Source organism: Sphingobacterium siyangense (assembly GCF_023277505.1).
Taxonomy (GTDB): Bacteria; Bacteroidota; Bacteroidia; order Sphingobacteriales; family Sphingobacteriaceae; genus Sphingobacterium; species Sphingobacterium siyangense.
In genome coordinates, this window is the sequence record NZ_CP080574.1 from 3824650 (window position 1) to 3849940 (window position 25291).

General features: G+C 36.5%; 34 protein-coding genes. 21 read left to right on the forward strand and 13 right to left on the reverse strand.

Annotation, left to right across the window (positions count from 1 at the left end):
- Positions 1–300: 300 nt before the first annotated feature.
- The 5 genes from K2F45_RS15945 to K2F45_RS15965 all read left to right on the forward strand — a co-directional run bounded on the left by K2F45_RS15945 (position 301) and on the right by K2F45_RS15965 (position 3578).
- On the forward strand, positions 301–882 hold the full coding sequence (locus tag K2F45_RS15945; protein WP_248931864.1) for a Crp/Fnr family transcriptional regulator: 582 nt from the start codon (positions 301–303) through the stop codon (positions 880–882).
- Positions 883–943: 61 nt separating this feature from the next.
- Positions 944–1309, forward strand: a complete 366-nt coding sequence (locus tag K2F45_RS15950) for a DUF4406 domain-containing protein (protein ID WP_232475547.1) — start codon at positions 944–946, stop codon at positions 1307–1309.
- Between the two features lie 31 nt (positions 1310–1340).
- Entirely contained in the window at positions 1341–2126 is a 786-nt protein-coding gene (locus K2F45_RS15955) for a PhzF family phenazine biosynthesis protein (protein WP_248931865.1), read from the forward strand.
- 93 nt (positions 2127–2219) lie between these two features.
- Positions 2220–2624: an NUDIX hydrolase gene (locus K2F45_RS15960; RefSeq protein WP_075993047.1), complete on the forward strand. Its 405-nt coding sequence runs from the start codon at positions 2220–2222 to the stop codon at positions 2622–2624.
- Positions 2625–2639: 15 nt separating this feature from the next.
- Positions 2640–3578: a proline dehydrogenase family protein gene (locus tag K2F45_RS15965; protein ID WP_248931866.1), complete on the forward strand. Its 939-nt coding sequence runs from the start codon at positions 2640–2642 to the stop codon at positions 3576–3578.
- 109 nt (positions 3579–3687) lie between these two features.
- On the opposite strand, the gene K2F45_RS15970 is transcribed toward K2F45_RS15965, so the two are convergent.
- From K2F45_RS15970 to K2F45_RS15995, 6 genes are all read right to left on the reverse strand, one after another.
- Positions 3688–4011 (reverse strand): hypothetical protein, encoded by a 324-nt coding sequence (locus K2F45_RS15970; RefSeq protein ID WP_248931867.1) that lies wholly within the window; start codon positions 4009–4011, stop codon positions 3688–3690.
- A 449-nt stretch (positions 4012–4460) separates the two neighbouring features.
- A complete protein-coding gene (locus K2F45_RS15975) occupies positions 4461–5600 on the reverse strand; it encodes a hypothetical protein (protein WP_088161885.1) in 1140 nt (379 codons plus the stop codon).
- 33 nt (positions 5601–5633) lie between these two features.
- Positions 5634–6101 carry a toxin-antitoxin system YwqK family antitoxin gene (locus K2F45_RS15980; RefSeq protein WP_088161886.1) on the reverse strand — a complete coding sequence of 156 codons (468 nt, stop codon included), beginning with the start codon at positions 6099–6101 and terminating at the stop codon, positions 5634–5636.
- 645 nt (positions 6102–6746) lie between these two features.
- The gene (locus K2F45_RS15985) at positions 6747–7067 is read right to left on the reverse strand and encodes a hypothetical protein (RefSeq protein ID WP_075993053.1); all 321 of its coding nucleotides are present in this window, start codon (positions 7065–7067) and stop codon (positions 6747–6749) included.
- A gap of 78 nt (positions 7068–7145) precedes the next feature.
- A complete protein-coding gene (locus tag K2F45_RS15990; protein ID WP_075993054.1) occupies positions 7146–8348 on the reverse strand; it encodes an FAD-dependent monooxygenase in 1203 nt (400 codons plus the stop codon).
- 228 nt (positions 8349–8576) lie between these two features.
- Positions 8577–9020 carry a hypothetical protein gene (locus tag K2F45_RS15995; RefSeq protein WP_198385921.1) on the reverse strand — a complete coding sequence of 148 codons (444 nt, stop codon included), beginning with the start codon at positions 9018–9020 and terminating at the stop codon, positions 8577–8579.
- A gap of 377 nt (positions 9021–9397) precedes the next feature.
- Between K2F45_RS15995 and K2F45_RS16000 the strand changes: the two genes are divergently transcribed.
- From K2F45_RS16000 to K2F45_RS16030, 7 genes are all read left to right on the forward strand, one after another.
- Entirely contained in the window at positions 9398–10096 is a 699-nt protein-coding gene (locus K2F45_RS16000) for a DUF1963 domain-containing protein (protein WP_248931868.1), read from the forward strand.
- A 325-nt stretch (positions 10097–10421) separates the two neighbouring features.
- Positions 10422–11000 carry an ATPase gene (locus K2F45_RS16005; RefSeq protein WP_075993057.1) on the forward strand — a complete coding sequence of 193 codons (579 nt, stop codon included), beginning with the start codon at positions 10422–10424 and terminating at the stop codon, positions 10998–11000.
- Positions 10990–11172: a hypothetical protein gene (locus tag K2F45_RS16010; protein ID WP_088161889.1), complete on the forward strand. Its 183-nt coding sequence runs from the start codon at positions 10990–10992 to the stop codon at positions 11170–11172. The genes K2F45_RS16005 and K2F45_RS16010 overlap by 11 nt, the downstream gene beginning before the upstream one ends.
- A 574-nt stretch (positions 11173–11746) precedes the next feature.
- Positions 11747–12073: a hypothetical protein gene (locus K2F45_RS16015; protein ID WP_157698482.1), complete on the forward strand. Its 327-nt coding sequence runs from the start codon at positions 11747–11749 to the stop codon at positions 12071–12073.
- Between the two features lie 235 nt (positions 12074–12308).
- Positions 12309–12854, forward strand: coding sequence for an HAD family hydrolase (locus K2F45_RS16020; protein ID WP_248931869.1), 546 nt, complete (start codon positions 12309–12311; stop codon positions 12852–12854).
- 51 nt (positions 12855–12905) lie between these two features.
- Entirely contained in the window at positions 12906–13439 is a 534-nt protein-coding gene (locus K2F45_RS16025) for a hypothetical protein (RefSeq protein ID WP_157698483.1), read from the forward strand.
- A gap of 98 nt (positions 13440–13537) precedes the next feature.
- Positions 13538–14095 carry a hypothetical protein gene (locus K2F45_RS16030; RefSeq protein ID WP_088161893.1) on the forward strand — a complete coding sequence of 186 codons (558 nt, stop codon included), beginning with the start codon at positions 13538–13540 and terminating at the stop codon, positions 14093–14095.
- On the opposite strand, the gene K2F45_RS16035 is transcribed toward K2F45_RS16030, so the two are convergent.
- The 3 genes from K2F45_RS16035 to K2F45_RS16045 form a co-directional block, all read right to left on the reverse strand.
- On the reverse strand, positions 14064–14300 hold the full coding sequence (locus K2F45_RS16035) for a hypothetical protein (RefSeq protein WP_088161894.1): 237 nt from the start codon (positions 14298–14300) through the stop codon (positions 14064–14066). The two genes, K2F45_RS16030 and K2F45_RS16035, sit on opposite strands and share 32 nt — an antisense overlap.
- A 55-nt stretch (positions 14301–14355) precedes the next feature.
- Complete coding sequence (locus K2F45_RS16040; RefSeq protein ID WP_198385922.1) at positions 14356–15111, reverse strand: DUF6882 domain-containing protein; 756 nt, start codon at positions 15109–15111, stop codon at positions 14356–14358.
- 121 nt (positions 15112–15232) lie between these two features.
- Positions 15233–15898, reverse strand: a complete 666-nt coding sequence (locus K2F45_RS16045) for a DUF4844 domain-containing protein (RefSeq protein WP_248931870.1) — start codon at positions 15896–15898, stop codon at positions 15233–15235.
- A gap of 65 nt (positions 15899–15963) precedes the next feature.
- Between K2F45_RS16045 and K2F45_RS16050 the strand changes: the two genes are divergently transcribed.
- Both K2F45_RS16050 and K2F45_RS16055 read left to right on the forward strand, forming a co-directional pair.
- The gene (locus tag K2F45_RS16050) at positions 15964–16236 is read left to right on the forward strand and encodes a DUF6934 family protein (RefSeq protein ID WP_088161896.1); all 273 of its coding nucleotides are present in this window, start codon (positions 15964–15966) and stop codon (positions 16234–16236) included.
- Positions 16237–16266: 30 nt separating this feature from the next.
- On the forward strand, positions 16267–16428 hold the full coding sequence (locus K2F45_RS16055; protein ID WP_157698484.1) for a hypothetical protein: 162 nt from the start codon (positions 16267–16269) through the stop codon (positions 16426–16428).
- A gap of 9 nt (positions 16429–16437) precedes the next feature.
- Here the strand turns inward: K2F45_RS16055 and K2F45_RS16060 are convergent, their stop codons facing one another.
- Positions 16438–16833: a DUF6896 domain-containing protein gene (locus tag K2F45_RS16060; protein ID WP_088161897.1), complete on the reverse strand. Its 396-nt coding sequence runs from the start codon at positions 16831–16833 to the stop codon at positions 16438–16440.
- A gap of 463 nt (positions 16834–17296) precedes the next feature.
- On the opposite strand from K2F45_RS16060, the gene K2F45_RS16065 reads away from it, so the two are divergent.
- From K2F45_RS16065 to K2F45_RS16095, 7 genes are all read left to right on the forward strand, one after another.
- Positions 17297–17641, forward strand: coding sequence for a hypothetical protein (locus K2F45_RS16065; protein WP_157698485.1), 345 nt, complete (start codon positions 17297–17299; stop codon positions 17639–17641).
- Between the two features lie 20 nt (positions 17642–17661).
- Positions 17662–18408: a metallophosphoesterase gene (locus tag K2F45_RS16070; protein WP_088161899.1), complete on the forward strand. Its 747-nt coding sequence runs from the start codon at positions 17662–17664 to the stop codon at positions 18406–18408.
- 13 nt (positions 18409–18421) lie between these two features.
- Positions 18422–18841: a hypothetical protein gene (locus K2F45_RS16075; protein ID WP_248931871.1), complete on the forward strand. Its 420-nt coding sequence runs from the start codon at positions 18422–18424 to the stop codon at positions 18839–18841.
- Between the two features lie 140 nt (positions 18842–18981).
- Complete coding sequence (locus K2F45_RS16080; RefSeq protein WP_088161901.1) at positions 18982–19563, forward strand: hypothetical protein; 582 nt, start codon at positions 18982–18984, stop codon at positions 19561–19563.
- A complete protein-coding gene (locus K2F45_RS16085) occupies positions 19550–20038 on the forward strand; it encodes a hypothetical protein (protein ID WP_157698487.1) in 489 nt (162 codons plus the stop codon). Before K2F45_RS16080 ends, K2F45_RS16085 begins: the two co-directional genes overlap by 14 nt.
- Positions 20039–20149: 111 nt before the next feature.
- Positions 20150–20455 carry a hypothetical protein gene (locus K2F45_RS16090; protein WP_157698489.1) on the forward strand — a complete coding sequence of 102 codons (306 nt, stop codon included), beginning with the start codon at positions 20150–20152 and terminating at the stop codon, positions 20453–20455.
- A 4-nt stretch (positions 20456–20459) separates the two neighbouring features.
- The gene (locus tag K2F45_RS16095) at positions 20460–21098 is read left to right on the forward strand and encodes a hypothetical protein (RefSeq protein WP_088161904.1); all 639 of its coding nucleotides are present in this window, start codon (positions 20460–20462) and stop codon (positions 21096–21098) included.
- 55 nt (positions 21099–21153) lie between these two features.
- Here K2F45_RS16095 and K2F45_RS16100 read toward each other — a convergent pair whose 3' ends face one another.
- Genes K2F45_RS16100 through K2F45_RS16110 form a run of 3 tightly spaced genes read right to left on the reverse strand, consistent with a single transcriptional unit; the run spans position 21154 to position 25281 of the window.
- Positions 21154–21738, reverse strand: a complete 585-nt coding sequence (locus K2F45_RS16100; RefSeq protein ID WP_248931872.1) for a hypothetical protein — start codon at positions 21736–21738, stop codon at positions 21154–21156.
- A 28-nt stretch (positions 21739–21766) separates the two neighbouring features.
- Positions 21767–23089 (reverse strand): HlyD family secretion protein, encoded by a 1323-nt coding sequence (locus K2F45_RS16105; RefSeq protein ID WP_088161906.1) that lies wholly within the window; start codon positions 23087–23089, stop codon positions 21767–21769.
- Positions 23089–25281: a peptidase domain-containing ABC transporter gene (locus K2F45_RS16110; RefSeq protein WP_198385923.1), complete on the reverse strand. Its 2193-nt coding sequence runs from the start codon at positions 25279–25281 to the stop codon at positions 23089–23091. Before K2F45_RS16110 ends, K2F45_RS16105 begins: the two co-directional genes overlap by 1 nt.
- Between the last annotated feature and the right edge of the window lie 10 nt (positions 25282–25291).

Genomic DNA, 25291 nt, shown 5'->3' on the forward strand with positions numbered 1-25291 from the left:
TGGTGTTCCAACACTTCCTCCATATTTATAAATGTCTCGATCAAAGGTCTCAATTCCAAAGCTGTTTACAGTTCTATCAACAGCTTGACCACAATTAGCAACAGTATATCGTAATAGCTGATCCAAAGTTAAACAAAAATGGATTTGTGACCTCTCAGCGTAATATTCAAATGATCAAAATTATCCGTATCGAATGGTAACCGGATGTTGAATCTGGATGGTCAATGGTATCGAAATCTCCAATATAATAAGCTGAACAAAAAAACAAAAATCACTACATTTGATTAAGATAGAATAAGAATGGAACATGGGTTAATTTTGGAGAATATTGCTAAGCACATAACATTAGACGATAATGAAGTTGCAGAATTTCTTAAGTTATTAAAAAAAGCAAAAATACCGCGTAGAAGTATGATATTAACTCAGGGACAATTATGTAATTCCATTTATTTTGTTGATACTGGAGCATTACGGGCATTCTACCTTGATGTGTCCGGCAGAGAATCGACTATTATGTTTGCCATAAAAGACTGGTGGATAACAGATATGTACTGCTTTATAAATGCACTTCCCGCCATGCTTACCATTGACACTATTGAAGAAAGCGTCATCTATCAGCTGCAAAAAAATGATCTGGAAAAACTCTATTTAACAGTACCAAAATTTGAACGTTTTTTTAGGATCTTGATGCAAAATGCCTATATAAGGGAACAATTGCGTGTGATTCAAAATCTCTCGTTAACCGCCGAAGAACGCTTTGACATATTCCTGAACAAATATCCTGATGTTGCCAATAAAGTGAAGCAAAAACAAATTGCTTCCTATTTAGGAATCACACCTGAGTTTTTAAGTATGATCAAGCGAAAAAAGCGGAAGTCTTAAAGTAGTTTATTTTTTTTCAAGTTTGGACACCTTTAATTTGCAGTAATTAACGAATGTAAATATGATGCTAATATTAATTGCGGGCCCTTATCGAGGTGGCACTAACGACGATCCGGTTTTAATGAAAAAGAACCTGGACAACCTTGAATCATTTGCTTTAGAAATCTTTAGAAAAGGGCATATACCGTTCATTGGTGAATGGATGGCACTTCCATTGATAAAATTAGCAGGATCAAAACATGTTGGAGATCAGCACTGGAATGAAATCCAATATCCTATAGCACATCGGATGCTCGAAAAATGCGATGCCGTATTGCGAATCAAAGGAGAATCAAAAGGAGCTGATCAAGATGTACGGTTAGCCCAGGAAAGAGGATTGAAAATTTATCATTCCGTAGAAGAAATTCCAGCATCGGAGCTTCTTTAACCAAATGTTTTACTAACAAAAAATATACTTTATGGAGTTAGAAATATATCAAGTCGATTCTTTTACAGAACAGGTTTTTCATGGTAATCCCGCATGCGTTGTTCCTTTAAAAAACTGGTTACCCGACGAAACACTTTTAAAAATAGCTCGTGAAAATGCGGTTGCCGAAACTGCTTTTTTTATCGATAAAGGTGATATTATACACCTGAGATGGTTTACGCCCGAGATTGAAATGGATCTATGCGGGCACGCAACCCTTGCAACAGCCCATTGTTTAGTTGCACACCTGAGTTATCAAAAAAACAGAATTATTTTTGATACGCAGGTGGGACCGTTAAAAGTAAATGTAGAAGATGGTGTTTATTATATGGATTTTCCTTCCAGAATGCCAGAACCTACTGCCCTGCCCGATATCATTGAGAGATCATTAAATATCAAGCCAAAAGAGGTATTCAAATCTAGAGACTATGTATTACTGTATGAATCTGAGCAGGATATAATAAATATCAGAATTGACAGATCCATTTTTGACCTTATCAATCTTGATCCGGGAGGCGTAGTAGTAACAGCAGCAGGGACAGACAGCGATTTTGTTTCAAGATTTTTCACCCCACAGTCTTCCATTCTTGAAGATCCAGTTACTGGCTCAGCGCATTGTTCGCTTATACCATTCTGGGCTAAAAGATTAACAAAGGATAACCTTTTAGCCCTGCAATTATCAGAAAGAGGTGGAAAGTTGTATTGTGAAAACAAGCCTGATCGCGTAATTATTGCTGGTAAGGCAAGAACATATTCTGTTGGACGCTTTTGGATTTAATTTCATTGTCAATAAAAACAGTTTAAAATCAATCTGAAGGCACATACACAAAGGCTGGCGGACAGCGCATTTTAAATTTATTAATTTTATAAGATGAAAGATAACATTATTGACAAAGTTGCTTTAATCTGTATAGTTGAAAAGAAAGTATTAACAGCTCTTTCCCATTCAAAATCAAAGCTATATCTGCCTGGTGGCAAGAGAGAAATTGGTGAAACAGATTTAGAATGCTTAAAAAGAGAAATTCATGAGGAACTTAATGTCCAAATCAAAGAAGATTCAGTGCAATATTTTGAAACTTTCGAGGCTCTTGCCGATGGTAAAACTGATGGTATATCAGTAAGGATGACATGTTATTTTGCTGATTATTCCGGAAATCCTGAACCGACAAATGAAATAGCATCATTGGAATGGATAACCTATCAGGATAGGGATCGAACATCAGCGGTTGTAAAGATCATATTGGATAAGTTAAATGCTTTGAAGCTTATACATTAATTTTAATATTATTAGATGGAACAATTACTATCAATCGGTGCTGAAGCATTAAGGAAAGCTGCATTAAATGAAGATGCAAAAGCTTATGTTTTAAATAACGAAGCACTCTACAAGCTAATGAAGAAAGCCGCTGACCGATACATTGGCGGTGAAAATCTTTCGGAAACTTTAATAAAAGTACAAGATTCAAATGATACCGGTTTTAAGTGTTCGATCGAGTATATGGGTGAAAGCACTCGATCTATTAAGGAAGCGGCAAAAGCGACGGATGAATTTTTGGATATCTGCAAAGCAATCGAGCAAAAAAATCTCAGTTCCACGATTTCACTGGACCTTTCGCACATTGGACTAGAAGTCTCTGAAAGTCTTTGTTATGAGCACTTATCTAAAATATGTGAAACAGCAAAGGACAGGGAAGTTATTATTAGTGCTGAAGGAACAGACAGAACTGACCGCATTTTGAAACTCTATCAAAATGGTTCAAAGAAGTATGCCAACCTGTCCATTACCTTACAAGCCTACCTCCATCGGGCAACTGATGATTTTGAAGCAATGTGTAATGAAAGGGGACGTATCCGTATCGTAAAAGGAGCATTTGAAACTGCTAAAGGACTGTCCCTACCACGTGGACAGGAACTCAATGACCGCTATATTTATTTTGTCGAACAGCTACTTTCAAAAGGCCATCCCTGTTCCATCGCAACCCATCATCATGAAATACAACAGGAAGTAAAAAAACTTATAGATACGCTAAAACCAAATAAAGAACTCTACGAGTTTGAAAGTCTTTTCGGAATCCAAACCGATCAGTTGGCCCAATTGAAAGATGAAGGCTATCCAACAAAACTCTATTTCGTTTACGGTCAGGAATGGTACCTTTATCTCTGCAACAGATTAGCTGAATATCCATTAAATTTGTTCAGAGCATTGCAGGATATTGTCGAATCAAAATAGCAATTATTAGTAGAAAGTTCATCAAAACGATGAATTTTCTATTAACACAAAATTTATTTCATTAATTTAATTATTGCACAGCTCAAATTTTTCAAATGAAAAATGAGGATCAATTCGAATCGCTCACTTTCCCACAGGACATAAAAAAGAAGTTTAGACGCTGCAGGCAAAATCTTTCCAAACAGACAAAACCAACATTAATAAATATGCCAAAGGCTGTATTTTTCTTGGCACAAACTTCCACTACCTGGCGTTTTACATGATGATAAAACAACTCAGGCACATCCTTATCAAAGCGAAGTATAAGAGCGTCAATGCACGCTTCCTTGATGTCATCGGCAAGTACACCGAATGACAATTGCCACACTACCTGAGATTTCCTGAAAACATAAAAAGCAAGACCATTTTTGCTGTAAAGATGATAATCTTTCATGCCCATGCTTTTATCATGCACAGTAATTTGACCGTACATTACCCGATTTCGGCAAAAGATTTCTAGCGGTTTCATTTTACAATACTACTAATAATATTAGTAATATTGTATACGGTAAAGATATTTAGGGTTTCCCATTTTTTATATGTAATCGGATGTATTAAGCCTATCATAGCCCTATAATAGCAGCGCAAAAATTGTCTGGACATGTTGCTTGAGCGTCTCTATGAGACGATTATACATTTCCTGCATCTTCTTCTCATAGCTGGTAGAACGACCACCAAAGAAATCTACATGGCTCGCTCCTTATAACTAAAGACAGTGGTGCGGATGACAACATAGGTAGCTATTGGAATGTTGGAATTGGTTGGGGTTGCTATCATAGCGTTCTATCGTTCAATCGGGCAAAGTCAATACCCAAGCAATCGGCCAAATGTTATATCAGAAAGCTATTTAACAAACATTCCGGAAAGCAACATACTTTCGTTAAAATTCAGGGTTACTGTATAAGGGGGCGTTTTGATTTCAATATAATTGGCAAAATCCACCGGATGATAAATTATTTTAAGCTTATCTAACAACTTAAGCACTTCTTCAAATTGTAAGCCTGGTTTTAAGTTATTTTCAAATGAGATGTTGACCTTTCTAAAGTCGTTGATGGCGTAACCATTGATAGTGTTTTCCTTTTGGTTCTCCGGATCACTTTTACTGACAGCAAAAAAAAGATTGAAATCATGATAAGTATTCTGATAATAGATCTCGTTGGTTTTTCCGGTAGTGCCATCAATTTCTGTCACTCGTTCAAAACGCTTATTTATAGGAGATTTCGTAAATTCTTCTTCCGTTGTTTTGCCAACAATCAAATTGTTTATATTCCAGTTCTTATCAATTTTCAGCGTGGGTTTGTCTCTAACATCTTCCGGTTTGGTCGCATTTTTTAGCAAGTCCGCCATATATTTTTCATTGTTGCATCCGCCAAAATCAATTAAACCATTCATGATATCCCAGTAACACGTTTTAGACAAGTTTGTGTTGTTCAAAATGATTAACCTATCGTAGTCTGGCGCGTATAAAATAAATTTATTTTGGGGCTTTAAATTCCAGTATAAACCATTGTCGGTATTTGGATTTTTTGTCCCTTTGCCATATTTTACCTCTAGTTTCTTTAAAATACTCGCCTTTAGCTGTTGCGTCTTGAGCTCAATTCTTACGCCATATATTTTATCATCAGCAGCGTATCGTTTTAAAGATTCTTCTAATTCACTTGCGGTTTTGGCTTGTTTGAGATCAATATGTCCACCGCCAAGACGTGTAATACTATCTGTTTTTAATGTTTCCGAATTGATTTGAAAAATAATCCGCTGCCCTGCTAAATCAATTCCATCGAAACTATACCTTTGTGATTTTTCAACCTCCAGCAACAGACTGAAGGGATACTCTACTGTCTCCACACCAATTAATAATCGATCATCATATTTACTGATTTGGTCAATCGGCTCATTTAAGTTCAAGTTTGCTAAATCTATTTTTTCTTGACCCCTACAAGAGATAACAAAGGGTAAAATAGCTAGTAATAATAATATCTTCATGATTCTTATTCTTTTTTAATAACAGGCAAAACACTACTTTTTACTGGATCTTTCCCACCTTAATCTCCGATCACCAAAAGGTTCTGTTTTCCCTTTTTTATAAATAACCCGTTTACGAATTGTTCCATCTTCTTTATAGTAAAACCATACACCTTCCTTAAGGTTGTTTAGATATGTGCCCCTCTCTGCCAGCTTCTTATGTCTATAAACTTTGGCCTCCCCATTTTTAAAACCATCTATAAATGGCTCGAAATTGGTTTGGAAACCATTAAATTTTATCGCATAATTCCCGTTTAAAGGCTCTCCCGTTTCCTTTAAACAGGTTTTATCAGTAGCATCATCGTATTCGGTTTGCTCAAGTTCAATATTGATCCATGTCTGTGCAAAACCATTACTGATTGGAATTAAAAAGAAAAATAAAAAAAAGATGCCGGCAAGCATCTTCCTTAAAGCAGATAGCTTTAAAATTAAAATCGATGGAATTAATATTACTTTATTCATTTGTCAGGATGCTAAAATGTTGATATTATTGTTTAAGATTTCAGCTTCATTTACCAAACAAATTTAGCTGTAAATTTTAGAGCTAAATGAACGGATTACGATTCACTGGGTATAAATAACGATTCGTGGCCATTTGCTTTTTTCCCTTCCTCGATGGGACGTTGAATTCATTATGCTGCTGCCCAATCTTAAGTTTTTCTATTCAAAGAATGGCTTCGAATAAAAACGGCCACGAGCTGTATCACCCTATGATTTGTTTAATTAATACATGGTATTATTTCTTTTAAACTCTTTTTGAATTCAAGGCTTTGCTCCATTGTGTTTTATTGCATCTTGGACATGCCTTGGAATCATTCTCAAAACTAAATACGACATGGCCGCAATACATGCATGCGAATAGCCCTTCAGCACTGAATACATCAACCTTTTTGAAAGATGACGGGAATAATGGCAGCCCATACCTCACATCACTATCAGCATAAAATAAAACGCTTAGCGTTCCATCAACTTCTAGAATCCCTTCCTTAACCTGTCCCAAATGTTCGATATTCGTATCCTTCCACCCCAATGTTGATCAATTATTGTAAAAACAAAGTAATCATCAAACCATTAAAAACAACCAAATACCACTTTTTAGTGGTCGTTTTATTCATAATATTCGATCTTTCTTTTTATTAAAATTCCACCTTCAAATTCGTCTTTAGGATTTCTTTTAATAATCTGCTTTTGTTCAACCCAATTTTCATAATGATCATAAATATATGAATAGGTTGATGATTGTATGGTAGGGCTTTCTTCAGATCTGCTTTTTTCTTCTTCTATTTCGCCATGTGAATTGTATTTATAATTTTTTGTTTCTTTAAAATAAGAAGAATTTAGCTCGATTGGTTTATTTGAATTGTCATATCTGATATCAACAACCCCTGATATATTGCCATCAAAATTGTCAGTTTTTTCTTGAATCATATTTTTATTCCGATCATATATTTTAGTGACAATAGAAACTAACAAAAACTCTTTTTTTGTTTCGCGGCTAAGTGTTACCTATTCGTAATCTGGTAGTATAATTTCTTTCTCTCTATTCTTCTTATTGTCTTTTTTATCTCCTGAAAAAACGCGCATCAACCATTTTACAGGTTTGCTTCCAACAATGGCTATCAATTGATTTAGGAGTGCAACTCCGACTCTCGACTCCGGATATACTACACGAGGAATTCCCGGAGGCAGCTTTTGACACTCTTGAACGTAGGGTTTCATTATTTTTTCGTAGTTACGGAAAGCCTCTTCATAATTACCTGCTCTATAAAGCTCTCCAGCAAGGATATAGGCTCCTGCCACGGCAAGGTCTGTACCTTTTCCTGCTATTGGTGTAGCACACCAAGCGGCATCACCTGTAATGACAACCCTTCCCCTAGTCCATTTATCAGTCTTGACTTGGCTGACCCTCTCAAAATAAAGATCTTCACTCTCTTTTATCTCATTAACTAATCGTTCAGATTCCCAGCCTGCACCTTGTATACGATCAATAAGCGCTCTTTTCTGATCTGCTTCACTTAGGTATTTATACGCGTTCTCTTTTGCCAGAAAAGTTACCGAAGCCCTTGTCTTTCCATAATTATCAGGCCTCAACATAAATACAATGCCCTTTGGCGCATTATACCAACGTGCCCACCGACTGTCGGTATTATTTCGAAGGATAGTAAGATAAGCGGTATATAAACCTAAATAGTTAAAACGAGGACGACCGCCAAAGGCAAGATCACGCGTTGCAGAACCGATACCTTCAGCTATAACCACAATATCAAAGACACCCTTCTTTCCACTTGCAAAATCCACCTTTACCTCATTTTCACTTTCTATCAAATCAATGATGTGATCACCAAAAATATATTCTACACGCTTCGCGGTGAGATCGTACAGTATCTTAACCAGATCGCCACGTAGGATCTCAAGTTCCTGAGTCATGCTCATTGAACTATCAGATGGAAATTCTGCTATTGTATGATTGTCGGAATTAACGAAACGTAGCCCAATCTCGGTGGTATTATGTGCGCGGATCTCTTCTAAAATACCCATCTTAAGCGCAATTTCTTTTGCTGGTCCTTTCACGTCTATATTCTGTCCACCCAGTCTCAAGGCTGCTGCACGCTCTATCACGGTAACCTCGAAGCCGTACCTATCCAGCCAGTAAGCCAATGTAGGACCGGCGATGCTAGCACCCGAAACTAATATTTTTTTGTCTTTCATAATTATAATTTTCAATTTTTTGATTAGACAAACAATCTAAAGATCAAAGTAGTTCAAAAATACACGCAAATTTTTCACACGGGTTCTATAAAAATCCGAAAAAGCAAGTAAAGCTTTTTTTGTGTAAAAACACACTATAAAGTCTCGGTACTTTATACCGGCATATGAAAGACTGAACACAAAAAATGCTGTAATCGAAACTGCAACAAGTACTGAAAGAATTTATAGCTAATGAACTAAGCGATATTTACTCCAAAAAGATGACCTATTAATGCAGTCACACCCATTGCTATGGTACCCCAAAAACAGATCCTGCCCACAGCAACGCCTATATTTGAGTCCCACGTGATCATCGGTCAATAAGCAATTTTCTTCAAGGTGGTAATTGAACTGCTTAGTGAAGGTGTCATACTGAATACTTCCTACATAAGCATTATTGAGATAAATATGCCAAAGGCTGTACTTCTTGGCCCGAACTTCCACTACCTGGCGTTTTCCATGATGATAAAACAACTCAGGAACATCCGTATCAAAGCGAAGTATAAGAGCGTCAATGCACGCTTCCTTGATGTCATCGGCGAGTAGACCGAATGCCAATTCCCACTCTCCCTGAGATTTCCTGAAAACATAAAAAGCAAGACCATTTTTGTTGTAAAGATGATAATCTTTCATGCCCATGCTTTTATCATGCACGGTAATTTGAGCGTACATTACCCGATTGCGGGAATCCGTAGCCAATCTATTTATTCAGTAACTTTAATGAGACAAACAAATTAAGCAATAAAAGCTCCTCTCGTTAACCACCAAAGGAGGCAATCTTAGCGAAATATGTTCATACGTATAAAGCTCACAAGATTGGACAGATTCCTATCCCGGTCTATCAAGGATAGAAACTGACTGAAAACACTATCCGCCACTTTTTTATACGAATTATCTTATCGTTTTGGACGGTAGTGGTAATATATATGTGAGGATGGATTGGCGAAACTTTTAGTATATTAGTTTCGCTAATACAGTTATTACCTGCAATTGCCCAAACGCGATTCACAATGAATAAAGTAGAAAAAATAAAGCAACAGATTGTAAGAAAAGCTATAGAGTTTAAAACAGGAGGTTTTAGGCCAACAAATTCTATTTCTGAAAGTTGGATAGGAAAAGTTTACTTATACAAAGAAGATGAAGAAATTCCGAAAGACAAAAATGGAAATCTAATGTTTCCTCTGTTCCAACTTTGCTTAGAAGATATTGAAATTAGACCTGATATTTTAGCTGATACAATGGTGATTACTGTTTTTATAGCAGAAGAACTTCCAATGGATATAACTGCCAACGGAAATGAATGGCTTTTGCGAGAATATAAAAAATCAGACAAATTAATAATTAAAGAATTAAACAATCCTGATTCAGGACTAAAACCATTTCCCCTAAAACCTTCAAAAATAGAAGAAGATTATCCTGTGTGGGATGGAGGTGGTTTAACAAGTGAAATGGAAGATGAAATATTAAAACTTGAAAATTCGGGAGTAATTGAAGGTTATTATGATATAGCTGACAATCAATATGGACACAAACTTGGAGGTTACCCAAGCTTTTGTCAACCGGGTGTTTATTTTGGTAACGACTTTGAATTTGTATTTCAAATTGCATCCGACGACAAAGCAAATTTGAATATAGTTGATAGCGGAACGATGTATTTTGCTAAAAATGCGAAAACAGAAGAATGGAATTTCTACTGTGACTTTTATTAAAAAAACAGCAGATAACATCCATTTGGCAAAATCTAGTAACTTTATAAAAGCCCGCAATATTTTATTTTCGCAGCATTGACCTTCAAGATATCGAATTCTTTGGAACAGGAAATAGAAAGTGTGACTACTTCCGCTTTGTGCCACTTTCCCTTTAGAAAAGAGCAAATAAGCGCAAAATAATCTTAAAAGGTAATTTCCGTCTACAAAATCTTTCTTAAAAAGATTTGGAAAACAATAAATACAGAAGAACCACACCGAAATAACCAATTTAAAATAAGAAATTAAAATTCGGTCAATTTTCCCTAATTTGACAAAAAAAACGCATATGCCAAATATCTACATTATCTCTGGGTGCAATGGAGCCGGAAAAACAACCGCTAGTTACACTGTGTTACCTGAGATATTAGATTGCAGAGAGTTTGTAAATGCCGACAATATAGCAGCAGGTATTTCTCCTTTCAATCCACAGAGCGTAGCTGTATCAGCTGGTCGAATTATGTTGGAGCGTATCACGGAGTTAATGAAGACTAGAGCTGATTTTGCATTTGAAACAACGCTTTCGACTCGAAGCTATAAAAATTTAGTAATCGAAGCTCAAAAAATAGGCTATTCAGTAACTGTACTCTATTTTTGGCTCGACTCCCCTGCACTAGCCATACAACGTGTAAAGAAAAGAGTAGAAAACGGAGGACACAATATTCCATCTGATGTGATAGAAAGACGTTATCATCGTGGTTTAGAAAATTTGTTTAACATTTATATTCCAATATGTGATCGCTGGTTGGTTTTTGATAACATGGATTTAATCCCCGAAATTATTGCTCAGGGTGATAAATTTGGAGAATTCGTTTCAAATAGCGAAATTTGGTCAACACTAAAATCGAAATACTATAATGAACGATAAGGTAAATATTGAAAATATTAATCTTGCTGAACGAATTCGTTTAGGAGTGCAAAAGGCTTTACGAAAACTAGCCGAAGAAAGTGCTGCAAAGGGTGAGAGTTTGGTGGTAAAAGTTGATGGTAAAATTCAAGAAGTACCTGCAAAGGAACTACTTATAAATTTACCAAAATAGTTTCTTCTGTAAACTATTTAACTAGGCCCCCGGCTATACGCCAAAAAATCTTTAATTCCTTAACGCGTATATTTATTATCTGGAGTTTCTCTTCTGTCTCTTGATTAAAATAGCCTTACCACTGCATATAAATCTCTGATATATCATACCGAGTGGCTTCATGCTTCACTGCTTTTAGATAGACCATCTATTCCTTGGCAAAAATTCCAGTCGGACTTTGACTTCGCCTGCATGTACCCCGAAATCTAAAGCGCTATTCCGTCCCTGTGGTAAATCGATAAAGTTTTCAATGCACCACCATGCTTCGTAATTTGGGGTAACTTTTGACCACACACGTCACATTCGAACTTTCTATCCTTTTTCATCGAATATCGTCCTTTATCCACTTTAATTCCCCACGTTGTATCAGGGCTATATACTTTTGCACGTGATCATCGGTCAATAAACAATTGTCTTCAAGGCTTTCTCAACTTCAAAAAATCTCAATTCCTTGTCAATATCTAGTGGTATCTCCATAAAAATTCCGATAGCTTCAGATTCCTCATTTAATGGCGCATCCACTAAATTATAACAAGTGACTTGGCAAAACAGCTCCACTTTCGTATCTTCGATACAGCTACGACAAGTCGCCGCGCCAATTACCTACAAGCATAACACGACACATCAAGAAAACACAATTGCATTTATGACACCGACAGAAAAACTGACATCCATTTTGACAGAACAATATATTTCAGAAGATGGCGACGAATATAAAGTAGAACTAAAAGAAGGTTTGACCAACCAACAGATTGACGAATTAGCCAAACGACTGCCGACAGGACAAATTCCGCCAGAGAAACAAATGATTATCCGATCAGAGTCTACGACCATGAATATGATGGTGATCTCGACGGACTGAGCGAAATTATCTTTTCGTCATTCAACAAGATGTTGGCATGCTTAACCCATTTTTTAAACGAAACTAATACAAGAAAAAATTTTGAAGTGATCGCTGACTTTTATACTATCGACCCAAACGGTGCTGGGTCTACGGGTCAATCATATTGGGAAAGCTGGATAGCAATGGGCCGGGCGAACTTTGAAGAATTTGGATATTAAAGTCAGAACACCGGAAATGAACCGGTATAAATCATATGAAGGAAACTCTTTTGGTATTGGATTTGGACGAAACATTGCTGTACGCTACAAAAGATAAGCTGGAACAGCGGGAAGACTTTGTTGTAGGGCCTTATTATGTATATGTTCGTCCAAATTTAGACTATTTTTTATCAGAAATGGCTGGAGATTTTAAACTTGCAATTTGGAGCTCTGCGGATGATGCTTACGTGCATGAGCTCGTTGATAAAATAAAACCAGACGCTGTCGATTTTGAATTTATCTGGGGAAGATCTCGCACAACAAAAAAACGGATCAGTGTGACTGATGAATATTATTACGTAAAAAGGTTATCCAAAGTAAAACGCAAAGGCTTCTTATTGGAAAGAACGCTTATAATAGACGACACCGCTGAAAAATCAATGCTGAACTATGGCAATGCAATCCAAATAGCTGAATTTACAGGGAACGCCAACGATGATGAGTTACTCCTATTGGCTTCTTACCTAAAACAATTAAAGAATGTACGGAATGTCAGACAAATCGACAAAAGATATTGGAGGAATCAAGATTTTCCGACATAGATGATTATAATAACGATCGGGGTTCATGAAGTAAAATCTAAAAACAGGAAAATGCAAATTATTAGAATAACCACGACTTCACTCTGCTGCATTTTGGCGGGCTTTATTTCTTCAGTTTTCATAAAATGGGATTGGTCATTTATCCTTATTCCGACATTAATATCATTAGCCGTATCATTAAGCAATTTTGATAGGATCAGTTTTCCCAAGAAATTGATAGGCATACTCCTACATTGGTTTTTGAGTATTGTTATCTTTATCATCACGATTGGCATCACTGTATTTATTCTTTCTCCGATGGGAATGCATGCGATGTATATTGGTTCGGCTTTAGCTGCCATACTATTTGCATTTATTACAAATATAAACTTGACTTTTCCAAAGTTCTGGCTGTCAATGGTGGTTATATTCGTATTGTCTTTACCAGTATGGCCGATAGCAGATTATATGCACGCCCATCCAACATTTAAATTAGCTGCGCTAAATGGGCGTGAAAATATCATCACGATATGGTGCTCACTTGTTGGATTTGGAGTTGCATTGGGTATACATTATAAGAGGTACAATTCCGATGACAACTCATGACTGCGATAAATTGATTCATTTTAGAAAAAGTCATGATATATGGTACAATTTTGTTACGCTAGAGTGTCTAGCAGATAACTATAGACTTGAATTAATACATGTCCAAAGATAGCGTAAAAGGCAATTCAGTAAACTCTGCTGATTATATAAAAGGCTTGCCATTTGACTACATCGAAACATATTCCCTCCAGCGCGGAGAGGAATACAATGCAGTGATCCAAATTCTAAAACCGGAACGACATAATTTAAAAGTAAGAAAGGAGAAAAGCAATAATCTGACCGACACCGAAGAAATTCGACTGAGCGAACTTGACGCGCCATTAGGTTTAACACAGTACTTAATTGATAGTACAGGTCGATTTCATTTTTCTAGTCAAAGAATCAATACTTTCCAGCATGGTAATGAGACAATCAGTCTACTAAAGAATATTTTACTTAAAAAAACAACGAACGTCAACAATTGGATATGTGCCCCCGTTTACAGGGATGCTATTGTGTTCTACAAAAGCTATGGCGAAATCGTATCTGTTTTGAATATCTGTTTAAGTTGTGAATCAATGGCGCTAGATAGTTCCAATCAGGTTAAAGCCGATAGTAGCACATATGAAATGCTTAGACAGTTTTTTAAGGAGATAGGTCATCCTGTAGAGTCATGAATTTTTCCTTGGCTTTCGTCTCTATCTCACCTAGATAGGCTACATCGACTTCATTCAGGTAATCCTTCTTATCACTCAGATTAAACTTGAATGTCTTCCCTACAACGTTTTTGGATAAAACAGACAATACGATCTCCTCTGTATCTCGAAATTGTCTCGCGCAAGACAAACAAAGCAGAATAGAAATAATTAAAAGCTTATTCATACATCTAATAATTTTGCAATGCTAGAGAGTTAAGCTCAAGAAAATAATCGTCTGTTTAAAGACAATTAAAGGATTTTAGTTCAAAGTAGCAATATTCACAGACCAGTTTGATCTTTGCAAACTCTTCAGCGTATTCGTTCCAACCGTTATTTCTGATCCTGACCTTTTCACATTCATCACACCATGCTTGAAAATCGTCATCTTCACTAAGTTCCATCCCCTTATATGTTTCAAAAGCCTCCTCAAAACCTTTCGGATGCTCCACGTTAAGATGCCGACAAACAAACGCTGGCCTTGACCGCCCATGGATTTTGCATTCAACTTTTGCCTGGTTAAAATGGACAACTTCCCGCGAATCTTCTTCCAAAACAGCGGTAATTAGAAGATAGCTTTGAAGTTTTTCGGTGGGAGCTCTATAAACTCCTATCCCCTCCAGAATGGCAAATGATATCGCAGCAAACTCCCAACAATCATATTCATCGGCCGAGAAAGTGCCTGCTGTCAATTTCGGGTAATCGTGTTCGAGGCCAAATTCCCTAACAGCAAATGTGCTGTCCTTATTAGGCTCGCAACTATGATCATTGAACCAACTCCACATCCATGTTTCTGACGTAAGTGAAAAGGTACCAACGGGAATATATTTTAGATACAATTGATCTGTACCGTCATTGTATAAGCGCAAGAGTGCAAGTTCAGCATCATAATACCAATGCTGATAGCTGCCGATACTCAACTGTTCCATAAACCTCTCCTGGATCTGCATAAGTTCCCGACATTTTTTACCGGCAAACTGTTCGTAATCTATTTTCAACGTTGTGTATCTTTAATTTGTGGCAATTTTTATAATATTTTGAGCTTATCATCTTGGTTCATTTACCAATTTGGCTACAACGGTTGTCCTCATCTATTATGTGCCGCCCTTCTTCGCTCTGTCATTTTTTTCTAAAGAATTTTATTTGTTCAAGTCTCACGTTGGCTTGCTCCTCTGTATATTCCGCTTTCGGCAATTGCTCAATTGATTTATAATTACCAAAACGCATTACTTTAATATTTGGACCTGTCGAAAGTAAATTAAATTCATTGCAATTGTTATATTGAATAATATTCCAACTATAGTCCGGAATACCTTCTTCTTTTTTTATAATGAATGTCTCAAGTTTTGAACCACATTGAGTAAAGTCTTGAGATAAAATTTCAACTATATTGTCTTGTCCTTTGAAAAATGAAGTCAATTTAAATAGTGTATTAAGCACTTTTCCATAAAGCCATCCATTTAAGTTGTCTTTAAAGTCAACTGAAACAATTTTTGAAAGTTTGTCGAAATAATCGCAGATAAATTCACGCTCTTCTGTATCATAATCTGAACGATCAATGCTGCCCAACGATTTTTTTAATACGCTTTTGAGTTGTATTGGTTTATAATCGGAATTTACAGCTTCAATTAAATTATTAGCACAATCGTTGAATAAACTTTGAAGTCGGTCGCAGGTTTCACTATCAGATGGGTTTAGTCCCCGTTCTTCCCAAGCAGAAATAGAAAACTTGTCCCGCAGTATAAAGGCATTTAATTTATTTAGTGTTGTCTGTTTGTTTGTCATTAAAATTGTCAGTTTGGTATTTAATCTTTCGGCCTGTTAGGATTGTACTTGCTTAATATTCTTCCATGAAACCAAATTACATAAAAAAATGGACTGTTTCTGCTCGACGCTTATATCTGCAGGTTATTGCTTTGATTGACTTTATTCATAAACATCCTCAAGTCATCGTAATGGCAAAAGGTAGTACGGCATCTAGAACGAGATTGTATCAAATGGGAATAGCGGAATTTTGGGAAGATATTCAAGAAATATTTGAAGTGAAAGCCTATTATAAAGACAGGTGGGAATCCTTTGAGAGAGGTAAAAATTATGATGCGTTTTTTATATTTAAAAAATAATAACGAACTTTGTATCAGGAGGTTTAAAACATGAGCACAAATACGAATAAAAAAGATAAAAATAACGCGGATATGACGGTTCAAGATCGTCAAAATATTTATAATATATCTTCATTTTTTAAGAAAAAAAACGAAGATGCTATTGAATTTCTGAAAAAGCATCCTATACCTAAGGAGTATATTCGAAAATAAAATTTTGTGTTAAATCTGGTATATTTCCCAAACCACGCCACCCAATACCAATTTGACAAGAGTGCCATCTTCAACCAGTGTATGTAGCACCTCATGTAATTCCAGCTCCTCCATTTTCACTATTCCATATGCTTTATTGGTCAAAATAAATTCACGCATTTTCCATAGGCAGAACTTTATGGAATATTCATTTGTAGGCATAAAATCAAATTCACATATAACACCGTCTTTCTCTAAACGGCAACCCGCGCCGTGAAACTGATATTTGAGCTCATCAATATGCCCCGAACGATTCCCGCTGCTCTTTTTTTCAAATTCTTCCATGTTTGGAGAAAACTGATGTTTGAAGTCATTAATGAAAGCAACATAATCATTCAATACCTTCCTGATAATTAGATTAATCATTTTGTATCAAGATACAAAATAGATATGTAAATTAGCTACTGAGTTATATATTAATAAAATGTGGATTTTCTCGGTTCGTGAGTTATCATTTATATGTACCCGCTGTCGTTTGATTCTGGTAATCTAGCATTAGAAAATAGTACAAGAAAAGCTAAATAATAACTAATATGTTTCCCATAGATCATGAATTCAAAATGGTATACGCACTGTACATACTGCTATTCTGCTATATCAGCTATAGGTTGGTAATTGGTAGCAGAGGTGAAAAAGTTCGACTGATATTCATTGTGTTCATTAGCGTTGTATCTAATATTTTTCTATATATAGACCCCGCTAATTTTCAGGGTGGAGCATCGTTAGGTGTGCTATTTTACTCATTAATCATTTGGTTGTTAACCACCCTATTAACAGTTGTCAATTGTATTTTTTCAAGTTGGAAGAAGGAAACTTTACCATTATAGTTATGGAAAAAGATAAACAAGATTACATCATAAACTATTACCTTCATTTGATGTCCCCAAAAGAAAAGCTTGCTTATAAACATGCGCATTCACTTTTAAAGATAGATCAAAAGGCAGATATTGATAAAATAAAGAGAGTTTACTTTAAAGCTGGATGGCTAACCATAGACGAAAATGCACTAAGTTTATTGAATAATGGACTAGAGAAATTTAATGAAGATACAGCAACGCGTATTATGCATGATCATGCTTCTGAAATTTTTTTTAATTACTGCCCCAATTGTGGGACGCTAGCCAGAACTCCAACAGCAAAACAATGTCGTTTTTGTTATTGCGACTGGCATTGAATTGACTAACATAATCTACAATGAAAATCCACATCGTTAGCGACCTGCATAGAGAATTTGGATACAACGATATCAATCTGAATATAGCAGATGTGCTTATACTAGCGGGAGATACTGATCTAGGAGTAAAAGGGATCGGCTGGCTCAAATCACTTTCTTTGGATATACCGATCATCTATGTGCTGGGCAATCACGAATATTATAAGGGAGCGTATCCGAAAACACTCCATAAAATCATGGACGCTGCAAGCAATTCAAATATTCATGTGCTGGAAAATGAATCTTTGGAGATCGACCACGTTTGTTTCCATGGCTGCACACTCTGGACTGATTTTTCCTTAAAGGGCAATCCAGCTGCATATGGGGCGCTATGCCAAAGCCGTATGAATGATTATAAGAAGATCAGACTAGGTGACAATTATGCCAAATTAAGAAGCATCGATACGTTTAGAATCCACCAAACTTCAAGGCAATGGCTGGAGCATAGTCTTAGTGTCAATCAAGCGAAGCATAATATCGTAGTGACGCATCATGCGCCGAGCATTCGATCCTTACCAATGAAGTATTTGGACGATCCGATCAGCGCTGCCTACGCCTCGGATATGGAAGACTTTATAATAAAGCATCAGCCTTCCTATTGGATCCATGGCCATATACATACTCCTGCAAATTATAAAATCGGCAACACCGATATTATATGCAATCCACACGGCTATATCAATGAACCGTACAACGGATTTAATAAAGATCTTATTATTGAGATATGAACAAAAAATGAGTATGGAACAACTCGAAGTCCTATGGCAGGGAAAAGTTAATAAATTTCCATATCGGATATATACATCCGCAACGAAAAACGACGTCGAAACGATGAAGGATTTTGAGAAACTAAGTCTAATGACGCGTCATCACGATGGGTACATTCGTGAGGTAGCTATCGTGAAATTAATGAAGCTTTTTCCCTCGGCAAGCATTCCATATCTAGTGCAGCTATTAGGTGAATATGTTATGGAAATTCATTTAACCATTATCGGACAGATCATCCCACAGCAAAAACTTTGGATAAATGACTTCTTTACTGAAAACTTATCATATGAAAGGACAATTCGAAATAGAATAGTAAGCTATTGGAATTGTTACTACAGATTTGATTATATCAAGTTGAAAAACTATCCAGCTTTTCAATTTTTATGCGATTGAGTCTATAATCAATACGACAACTATTAATGGGAAATTACTTAGCACTTCCACTCCACCCGTTTGCGATTTATTAATAAAAAATATTAGCCATAGATGGATAGTCCAGCCTAATTTTGTAAATTAAACGCATAAGCCATAGGATGAAACAGTTCATAAAACTATCCCACATTTCTGCCCTTATTATCCTCGTTGTTGGATGCAAGGATCCTTCTCGCACAAAGACAATGGATTTTGGTCTATTTACGCTTGAAGTTCCTTATAAGTGGCAACAGGTCAAACAAGACGGTATAGACAGTTATGTTGGCGCGATGGCTATAGACAACACGGATACCCTTTACTTTGATCTGGGCATGTATTCAAATAGTTTGACAGAACCAAATATTCAGGTAATTACAAGGCAAATGATGGAGGAAAATAACTTGGACTCCTCCGATTTCATTGTTGTTAAAGATATCATGTCGATGAATATTGATGCAGATCTGTACAGAAAACAAAATGTATCCTGGGATACCATTGATAACAGAAGAGCGAAAATCGTATTTCCGAGAATATCCGGAAAAGGAATCACCGGAGTGTATATCGGCAGCCTATGGGGAGACTCTTCAAAAGTCCGGTTTAATCTCCATGGAACAGATCTAAAAACGCAAACAGAAGAGGATCTTGTCAAAGCGATAAAAACATTGAGATTCCATAAACGTAATATAGATAATGAAGAGAATTAACGCTCCCCTATTTGTACACCTCAGTTTTATGGCTTTGACATTTTATGTAGCATTAACAGACGGTGATTGGCTGAGGTATTTTACGGGGAGTTTAAATTTTAATCTAATTATTTTTGGATTGCAAGTTGCAGGACTTATTTATGCAGGATACCTACAGGCGCAAAGAAATAGAAAGATATTCTCCATATTCTGGCCAGCATTGATTGGGTTGATCATACTTATATCGTGTGTACTCATCACGGGAAATTATCAGTTTAATACCCATATAAATATCACGATTTTATGGCTGATTCCTGAGGCCTATTACATAACATATGATGTTTTAATAGCTTATCTCATCAAGGAAATCCCGCTACCATTGAATATAAATTGGCAATTTCAAGCGAAATGCATTTATATTATTCTCTCAGCCATATCTCCCTCGATCGGATATACTATATTTAAATTGAAAAGAGTACGCTCAACACGTAAATAGGAATCTATGGAAGATAATTGGAGTAAATATGGATTTTCAAGTTCTATGGGGCCAAAATTAAGGAAACTAGTGCAAATCCAGCTTGCTAACGAATTAAATAATTTGTTAGGTATGAGTTTTAAATTTGACTTTGACTGGTCAGAATCCTGTATAGAAGGGCATGATGGAATGTTTCTGGATGGTAGCCTGGAGAATTACTCGGGTATTATATTGACCGACAAGCAAGCATCAATTAAAGCCGATGGCTGGATGGACTTTATTCAGGAAGGGGATTTCTTCCTGGCTTATTGGGATCAAATAACTGTTTGGCAAAATGATAGGGAACTATTCTCAAAAGATTTTGGAATCTCCAGCTTCGCCTTTGAATTAGTTCCCGAGGAATTGCGCTGGCATCTGAAAGAAGTCAGAAAACATTAAAGAAATGAAAAATTTGGACGAAAAAGTTTGGTATGCATGTTATGGTTCCAATCTGCTGCAAGAGAGGTTTCTTTGTTATATACAAGGTGGCCAGCCCGCCGGTGCAAACACATCCTATATTGGATGTGAGGATAAGACGTCGCCGATCGACAGTGAAGAAATGTATATTTCCTCAGAGCTATATTTCGCGAAGGTCTCGAAAAATTGGAACGGAGGTATTGCCTTTATTAGAACTACATTTAATCCTACTGCGTCTACTTATGGACGAATAAATTTGATAACAAAAGGCCAACTGATAGATATTGCTAGACAAAAGACAAATACAAGTACCAGCTTGGAAATTGACTTTGAAAAGGCAGTTAAAAATGGCTTTCATATTTTTAAACAGCCATCTTGGTATGGCAATCTATTATACTTAGGTGAGCACAACGGGTTTCCTATTTTTACGATAACAAATGAACAAGATTCACAGTCCTCGACTAAACCTAGCAATGATTATTTAAAAACAATTATTGATGGACTTCGGGAATCACATTGGCTGGACAATCCTGCCATCTTTGATTATCTGAAGACCAAACACGGTATTATAGAAAATTATTCTGAAGAAAAACTCAGGTCTATTATCGGTGAAAAGCAGAACTAATTTATTTAAATTAGAGGCTAAATACTGCGAAAAATTATATTGAGCCAAAATGAAATCAACGGAAGTATATCAATTTTTCCTTCGGAATCTTACCGTTTTTATACAACATTAGTTGCTTTAAATAGAATCCGACGCCATGACCATCAAGATAATCAAGTTTAGAAAGTGTTTCATCTATTTCCTGCTCACTAAACCATTTTACATTTTTCTCTCCTATGATACTGTCTTTAATTTGTTCATCTATTTTTTGAAACTGTTTTAATGTCATAACTTTAAAAGGAGAAATGCCGGTAAATCCAAAGTATACCTCGTTAACCCTTAAGGTATGTGGATCAAAATATATCGAGACAAAAATTTCTGCCTCTTTGTCAAAATCACTCAGTTTTGACTCATCCATATACCTTATTAAAATATCTCGAATTGTATCAATATAATTTACCTTTAATATATTACCATTAAAAGAAGCCGTATGTTTGATTCCATAATATTTGTTGTTTTTATCGCCAACAAGCGTATAGCTCATGTCAGCATTCGATGCATATGGTCTTTTTTCATTATGGTAAAATGTCTTTATCTCGAAACATATGCTACTTGTCAATATACAGGTAACTGTAGCAACTATTTTAAGAAAATCCGTCATAAATAACTATTGAAATAATGATCTTTATTCAGGTTGAATATCCATTATTTTTTTTCGAGAGCATATACTTCAGGTTATCAAATATGCGCTCTATCAGCCGTCTATCCCTGGTAATAATCTCTGCAACCCCTTTCAGCTCATATTTAAATTGTAATCGCTGAGCGTAATTTGTTTTTAGTCCATCGGGCAACTCTACATATATAAGATACTGTTCCAGATCTCCCTGACTAGTCTGCTGGATATTGGTCATTAATGATATCTCCTGAACAACGCCCCTTAAAGAGCCATATTCATTATAGGGGAAATTATCGAGCTTAATAATAACTTCTTGTCCTTTTAAGACCTTGCCAGCACCTGAATTGGGAAGACGCACATGGGCAACAATTTTACTGTCAGCCGGAACGATAGAAAATACGGCCTCTCCAGACCTAATAAAATAATCATCGTTCCAGAAATTTAAATATTGCAGAATCCCGTCTCGGGGAGACCTAAATATGTAATTCTCTTCAAACGATTTCAGGGCCATCGATAGCTCATGATAGGAAGATGTCAGCTGTAACGTCAGAGACTTTTCAACTTCATCTTTTTTAATCTGCGTCTCCGTAATTGCATTCTGCGTCCTGAAAAGTTCAAGCATAACCTGAGACGCCTCTGCCTTGGTATTGACTTCTGTGTAGGCCGCATTAATATGGTTTATTTTGTTTCGTTCAAATTCTGCAACACTGATAACTTTCTTTTCCAGGAGTATAGAATCTCTTTTGGCAAAATTCTCAATGTATGAAGTACTGTTGTGCGAAAGCTCCGCCTTTTTTCTTGATGTGCTCAAAATATTTTTTTGCTCATTGAGCAGTTCATTATACGTCCGCAACTGGTGGTCCAGTGTCTTATTATTATAATAATTTTTATATTGTTGAAGTGCATCGAGTAAAGCATAGTATTTATTATTTATTGCCCCCAAGTAAACTTTGCCGGGAAGCGATAGATTAATCAGCGAAAATCTATCGTTGATATCAATGCCTTCAACTAGTTTATTTACGAGCAGGATATCACCCATATTCGCAGGATTTTCTAGGTAGCCGATGATATCACCCTTTAATACCTCCTGTTGATTTTCTTTCTGTAAAATTAGTTTACCCGATGCCGGACTCACAACTTTTACAGCAGGATTTTCGGTGTTGATTGACACAGTCCCCGACTGCACATCAGGATAAGTAATCAGATAACCGAAAATAAGCAGTAAAAATATACTTACCATTACGATGATGGTTATCTGGACACCGAACTTCTTTGGCATCCTGTTCACAATATGGTCGAGTTCCTCTGTTTTTTTGACCTTATGTAAATCTTCCATTAATTTAAGCTTATCTGTGAATTGATGAGTTGATAATAGTGTCCTTTTCTTTCCATGAGCAGATCGTGACTGCCAATTTCTGCGACTTTTCCATCCCTCATGACGACGATCTGATGGGCTTTCTGAATGGTGCTTAGCCGATGTGCGATGACGACCACCGTTTTCTCCCTAAAGATCTTGTCCAAAGCTTCCACAATTCTTTTCTCGTTACGTGAATCAAGTGAATTGGTGGCTTCATCCAAAAACAGGTAGTCAGGATTTTTATAAAGGGCGCGCGCGATTAATATCCGCTGTTTCTGTCCACCGCTCAGCCCCCTCCCCTGCTCACCCATCATTGTTTTATAACCTTTGGGCATATCTTCTATCTCTTCCCTGATATTGGCAGCCTCCAGAGCCTTTTCCAATCTTTCAATATCTATATTATCATCTCCAAGAACAATATTGTTGATAACCGTATCATTGAATATCTTACCGTCCTGTAATACGACACCACATTTGGAGCGCCAATAATGCAGCGGGATATTATTGACGTTTAAATTTCCCAGATAGATCTCTCCGTGATTCTGACTGTAAAGTCTTAGTATCAGCTTCATCAGTGTTGTTTTACCACTTCCACTATCTCCTACAATAGCCGTTACTTTCCCGTGCGGTATGACAAGGTTAACCCCGTTTACGATATACGGATTTTTTGGTGCGTATTGAAAATAAAGACTTTTTAAAACAATGTCTTTCCCTTGAGGCAAAATCGTCTCATTAAAAGAGCCAACCTGCTCCTCGTCTTCCAAACCATGTATTTCGTTGATACGGGCAAATGAAATTTTCGCAAATTGGGCCGAAATGATAAACTGTATAAATTGTTGTATGGGAGCATTGAGCATGCCGATTATAATCTGGGTGGACATCATGATCCCAAAACTCATCTCTCCCTGAATCACCGCTTTTGCGCAAACAATTGTAATGGCAACATTCTTAAGGTTTTCAATAAACTGTCCACCAAGGTTCTGATAATTGGTTATAGACAGAAGTTTTAGATTTACCTTATAGAGCCTTGCCTGTAAGTTTTCCCACTTCCACCGTTTTTGCGTTTCATAATTATTTACCTTAATATCCTGCATTCCCGTTATCGTCTCTACCCAGTAACTCTGATCTTTTGCCATAAGACCAAAATAGTTGGTATCCAGCCGCCGCCGAATGGCCAGAAACCCAAATATCCAAAGGAAATAGATCACACTACCAGACACAAACACCCAGAATATAAAGGTATTGAAAGTCACAAGTATAACTGCAAAAACAATGAAGGTTAAGCCTGAGAAGATCAGGTTAAGTGAATTACCCATAATGAAGTCCTTGATACGCTGATGATCTTGTGCCCGCTGAAGAATATCACCTATCATTTTGTTTTCAAAAAAGCCAATGGGAAGTTTCATAAGCTTGACCAGATAATCAGAAATCAAAGAAATATTGATGCGGCTTGTGAGATGGAGAACAATCCAGTCCCTTACTGCATTGGAAAGTGTTGTGGCTAAAAGTATGGCAATATTTGCAAAGAGCATAATATTGACAAAATTCATATCCTGGGTGCTTATACCTATGTCAATTATTGACCGCGCAATAAAAGGGATGATGGCCTGAAGCCCTGTGACAAAAAGCATCACAATAAAAAGGTTAATAATACTCAGCCGGTATGGCTTAAAATATTGGAATATAGTATTAAAGCTCTTCTTCCGTCTGAAATTCTCTTCCTGGTGAAGATCAAAAAAATTACCGTCAGGCTCAAATCCGATCACCACCCCTTTCTTTGTTGTCGATTTATACCAGTTTTTAACAAACGTTTTTATGGGGTGTTTCACTAGTCCGGCACTGGGGTCAGAAACGTAAAAATACTTTCTATCTACTTTATATACGATCAAAAAATGGGAATCTTTCCAATGAACAACAACAGGAAGCGGAACATCGTGTTGCAACTGTGCGAGCGTACACTTAACACCCCTGCTTTTGAGCCCTATTTTTTCAGCTGCATGGATCAGGTTAATAATAGAGATCCCCTCTTTGGTGGTACCACATAATTCTCTTAAAAAATTTATTGGATAGAACCGTCCATAATATTTTGCAATCAATCTCAAGCAGGTCGGGCCGCAATCCATCTTATCCATCTGGATTTCAAATGGGAAACGCTTAAAAAACACCTTCATAAAATCTTAG